The following is a 4,598-nucleotide window of genomic DNA, read 5'->3' on the forward strand; positions in this document are numbered from 1 at the left end:
CCGTTCTTAAAGAGCAACCCAAAAAAAAGCTTTTAGATCATCAAAAAGAAGCCCTTGAGAAAGTCTGTGAAGGTTTAAAAGAAGCAGACCGTGGCAAGCTTATTATGGCATGTGGAACGGGCAAGACTTTCACCAGTTTGAAGATAGCAGAGACCATAGCAGGAAAAGGCAAGCGTGTGTTGTTTTTGGTGCCCTCCCTTGCTTTGATGTCACAAACAATCCGTGAATGGACCCTTGATACAGAAATCCCCTTGCGTTCCTTTGCGGTATGTTCAGATACACAAGTGGGAAAGCGTCGTAAAAAACAAAATGATGATGAGGCGGCTCTTGATGCCTCTGATCTTGCCTTGCCTGCTACAACGGATGCACAAGAGCTTGCACGTAAAGCCAATAAAACCTCTCTTGATGTGATGACGGTGGTCTTTTCGACTTACCATTCCATTCAAGTGATTTCGGATGCACAAAAAGACCATGATTTACCCGAATTTGATTTAATCATTTGCGATGAAGCACATAGAACAACGGGTGTTGTGTTGGGAACAGACAAGCATGAATCTGAATTTATCAAGGTTCATGATAACAGTATCATTCGGGGTAAAAAACGTCTCTATATGACAGCAACGCCCAAGATCTTTACCGACAAACTGAAAAAAAAGGCTGACGCATCTGATGCCGTTCTAGCGTCCATGGATGATGAAGAGCTCTATGGGAAAAATCTTTACACTTATACTTTTTCAAAAGCTCTAAAAGATAAGCTTTTAACACCTTATAAAGTTATCGTCTTAGCTGTTGATGAAGCAATTATCAATGCAACGATTCAGAAGCGGCTTAAAGATAAAAATTCCGAACTTATTCTTGATGATACAACCAAAATCATTGGCTGCTACAAAGCACTTTCCCAAATAGAAAAGAAAGAAGAAGATGGCATAAAACCTATGCGTCGTTCTCTGGCTTTTTGTAAAAATATCAAGACGTCTCAATTAGTTAGCGAACTATTCAATGACGCCATTGATGAATATCATAAATTTGTTCCCGAAAGTAAGACTTCTCTTATCTTTGATGTTAAGCACATTGATGGATCTTTTAATGGCAAAAATCGTAATAAATTACTTGATTGGCTTAAAGAAGAGACAGATGAGAATAACTGCCGTGTGCTCACCAATGTTCGGTGTCTGTCTGAAGGAGTGGATGTGCCTGCTCTTGATGCCATTATGTTTTTACACCCGCGTAAAAGTCATGTGGATGTGATACAGGCGGTGGGGCGTGTGATGCGCCGCGCAGAAGGTAAAACAACAGGCTACATTATTTTACCCGTTGGTATTCCCTTTAATATTCCACCACAACAGGCTTTAACAAACAATACAAAGTATGATGTCATCTGGCAAGTTCTCAATGCCTTGCGTGCTCATGATGACAACTTTAAAAACAAAATAAAAGCCTTAGAGCTGGACCAAGATGTTCGTCATGTGTTTGAGATTGTAGGGGTCACTTTTGACCCTGCTTTACAAGCAATGACCGCCGTTGTTGACGAACTCTCTTTCCACGCGAAATCGGAAAGTGCTGGGCTTCATATTGGTTCAGTAGCAAGTAAAAATTCTCATAGGTATGGAGGACAAAAAGAATTCGAGTTTTATGTTGATGAATTATCGCGTGCTATTAAGCCCATCATTGTCAAAAAATGTGGAGAGCCTAATCAGTGGGAAAAATGGGCTGGTAATGTGGCTGCAATTGCACAAAATCATATTATCCGTCTTAAAAGCATACTCGCTGATAAAAAGAGTGAAGCCTTTCACGCTTTTGATGCCTTTCATAAAGAATTAAAGAACGGTTTAAATGACAGTATCGAGCAAGAGGATGCACTTGAGATGTTGGCGCAACACCTTGTGACACGTCCTATTTTTGAATCCTTGTTTGATGGAAATGAGTTTGTGCAAAACAATGCCATTTCACAAGCCATGGAAAAGATCTTAAGAGAACTTGATAAGATGAATATCAAAGACGAAGCCAAAGATCTTGAAAAATTTTATCAAAGTGTAAAGGATGATACAGAGGGTATTATTGAAACACGAGCAAAACAGAATCTTATTATCAGACTTTACGAAGATTTTTTTACCAAAGCATTCAAAAAGACTACAGATAAACTTGGGATTGTTTATACTCCCATTGAAGTGGTCGATTTTATCTTACATTCCGTTAATGATGTTTTAGAGCAAGAGTTTGGACAAAGCCTAAGTTCTCGAGGTGTTTCTATTCTTGACCCATTCACGGGAACTGGGACCTTTATCACACGGCTTTTACAATCAGATCTCATCAAACCAGAGGATATGGAATATAAGTTCCGTCATGATATCCATGCCAATGAGATTGTTCTCTTAGCCTATTACATAGCAGCGATTAACATTGAATCGACTTATCATAGTCTTATGAAAGGTGAGTATATCCCTTTTGAAGGAATTTGTTTAACTGATACGTTTTTGATGCTTGAAGAAAAAGATTTCTTCACACACTATATGTTTGAGAATTCGGAACGGTGCAAAAAACAGCAAGAAGCTGATATCCAAGTTATTGTTGGCAACCCTCCTTATTCAACAGGTCAAAAAAGTGCCAATGATAATAATCCAAACGTCCATTATGATACTCTTAATGATAGCATCAAAAATACATATGCATCAGGTTTGAATGTTGGTACTAACCGTAAAGAGCTTTATAACAGTTATATTCAAGCAATTAGATGGGCTAGTAATCGTTTAAGTTCTAAAGGTGGCGTTGTAGCCTATGTTTCTGGAAATGGATGGATAGATAAAATATTTGCGGATGGTATGCGAAGATGCTTACAAAATGAGTATTCTGCTATTTATATCATCAATCTTCGTGGTGATATTCGAAAAAATATAAAATCAAAAGAACAATCAAAAGAAGGGGGGAATGTTTTTGGCTCTGGAAGTCAAAGTGGAATAGTTATAACTCTTTTTGTGCGCAATCCAAATAAAAAACAACCGTGTAAGATTTACTATCATGATATTGGTGATGACCTTTCTACAAAGGAGAAATTATATCTCTTACATAAATTAAAAAGCATAAAAGGAATAATACAATCCAAACAGTTTATTGAGATTACGCCTAATGAAAAGCATGATTGGATAAAGCAAAGAATTGCTGATTTTGATCAATTCATACCTATGGGGGATAAAAGTACCCCTATAGATTCTAAAATTTTTGAAGAAGTCTCACTTGGTGTACAATCAAATAGAGATGCTTGGGTTTATAATTTTTCGAATGATGCACTAGATGAATCTATTCAAAAAACAATCAAATATTTTAATATACAAAAACGACTTATCTCCAAGAATCCGTCTATATCTGTAAAAGAAATTATTGATTATGATGCTACAAAAATTGGATGGTCTAGGGGGCTTCGCTCCAAACTGAAGCAAGAGATAGATGCAAAATTTGAACCAAATCTAAAAGCTCTCGTTCTTTATCGCCCGTTTATGACAATGTGGCATTATACATCACCATTCCTTAATGAGATACTAGGACAAACGCATCAATTTTTTAATTCAGATATTCCGCATAATCTTGGAATTTGTATTTCGGGTAAAGGAAGTCTATCTCATTTTTCCTGTCTCATGACTAATAAACCAATCAATTATCACACATTAGATACAACAAAATGCTATCCACTTATGTTCTATTGTGAAGAGAAAAAAACTCATGACCAGAGTTTGTTTGCTACAAATGTAAAAAAGAAAGTTCGTGATGGTATTACAGATGCGGGATTAGCACATTTTAAAGCCGCTTATCCTAATGAGAATATAACAAAAGAAGATATCTTTTATTATGTTTATGGAATTTTGCATTCAGAAGATTATCGCACTCGTTATGTCAATAACCTCTCTAAAGAGTTGCCTCGTATCCCTTGTGTAAAGAGTGCTGATGATTTTTGGAAGTTTGTAACAGCAGGGCGTAAACTCGGTCATTTGCACGTAAATTATGAAGATGTAGAGCCTTATCCGGTGACCTTTAAAAAAGGTAATCCAAAAGTTACAGAGATCTCTAATCCCGAAAAATTCTATTATGTAACTGAAATGAAATTCGCAAAAGCAGCTAAAGAGAAAGGAAAATCCGAAAAGGATAAATCAACAGTTATTTACAATGGCAATATTACCATAACAGATATCCCTCTTGAAGCTTATGAATATATTGTCAATGGTAAACCCGCTCTTGAATGGGTTATGGGGCGTCAATGTGTTAAGACTGATAAAAAGAGTGGTATTGTGAATGATGCCAATCGCTATGCTGTTGAAACCATTGGTAACCCTGCCTACCCTCTAGAGTTATTTCAAAGGGTTATTACAGTAAGTTTAGAAACAATGAAAATCGTTAAGAACTTACCAAAATTAGAACTAAGAGAAACTGAATAGACTTGGCTTGCTAAACTCACAAGGGGTATAGAATCTTATAACCATAATCTATACCTCTCCTGTTAAGTTGATTACATACAATCTTTAAAAAGAGTGTTTATATGCGTTATTCTAAAAAGAAATCATTTGCACTTTTAGATACTCTTATTTGGATTGCCTTTAAAAGATTATACC

General features: G+C 36.4%; 1 protein-coding gene. It reads left to right on the top strand.

From position 1 onward, the window contains the following. Window positions 1–4,424, top strand: a 4,424-nt coding sequence (locus ACFIKI_RS08205) for a type ISP restriction/modification enzyme (protein WP_375666721.1), incomplete at its 5' end; no start/stop codon positions are given. Between the last annotated feature and the right edge of the window lie 174 nt (window positions 4,425–4,598).

The sequence above is a fragment of the Bartonella sp. TT121SHDZB genome (genome assembly GCF_042193415.1).
In the GTDB taxonomy this organism is placed as follows: Bacteria; Pseudomonadota; Alphaproteobacteria; order Rhizobiales; family Rhizobiaceae; genus Bartonella.